We start from the raw sequence: 254 nt of genomic DNA, 5'->3' as shown, positions 1-254 counted from the left end.
GCGCTCCTTGATGCCGACGACGGCGACGATCGAGCCGATCGCGACGAGCGAGAACGAGACCCAGAGGGTCTGGTAGTAGTCGAGACCGAACAGATCGAGACTCGCGGTGGCGGTGAGCGCGCCGAGCGTTGGCAGGCCCGCGCTGAAGGCGACGTAGAACCAGCCGATCGACATGGCGAGGCGCTTCTTCGGAGCGGTCGCCGAGATCCAGACGAGGAAGGCATAGGCGAAGAATGGGTAACCGAAACCGCGCA

The 254-nt window shown here is 64.6% G+C and carries 1 pseudogene; it reads right to left on the bottom strand.

Features of this window, described 5'->3' with window-relative positions:
• Positions 1-254 (bottom strand): annotated as a pseudogene (locus tag SB660_RS22190) (MFS transporter); the annotation flags it as partial.

This window comes from Bacillus sp. SIMBA_005 (assembly GCF_046535585.1).
GTDB lineage: Bacteria > Bacillota > Bacilli > Bacillales > Bacillaceae > Bacillus > Bacillus pumilus.
This window is presented reverse-complemented; position numbering and strand designations above follow the sequence as displayed.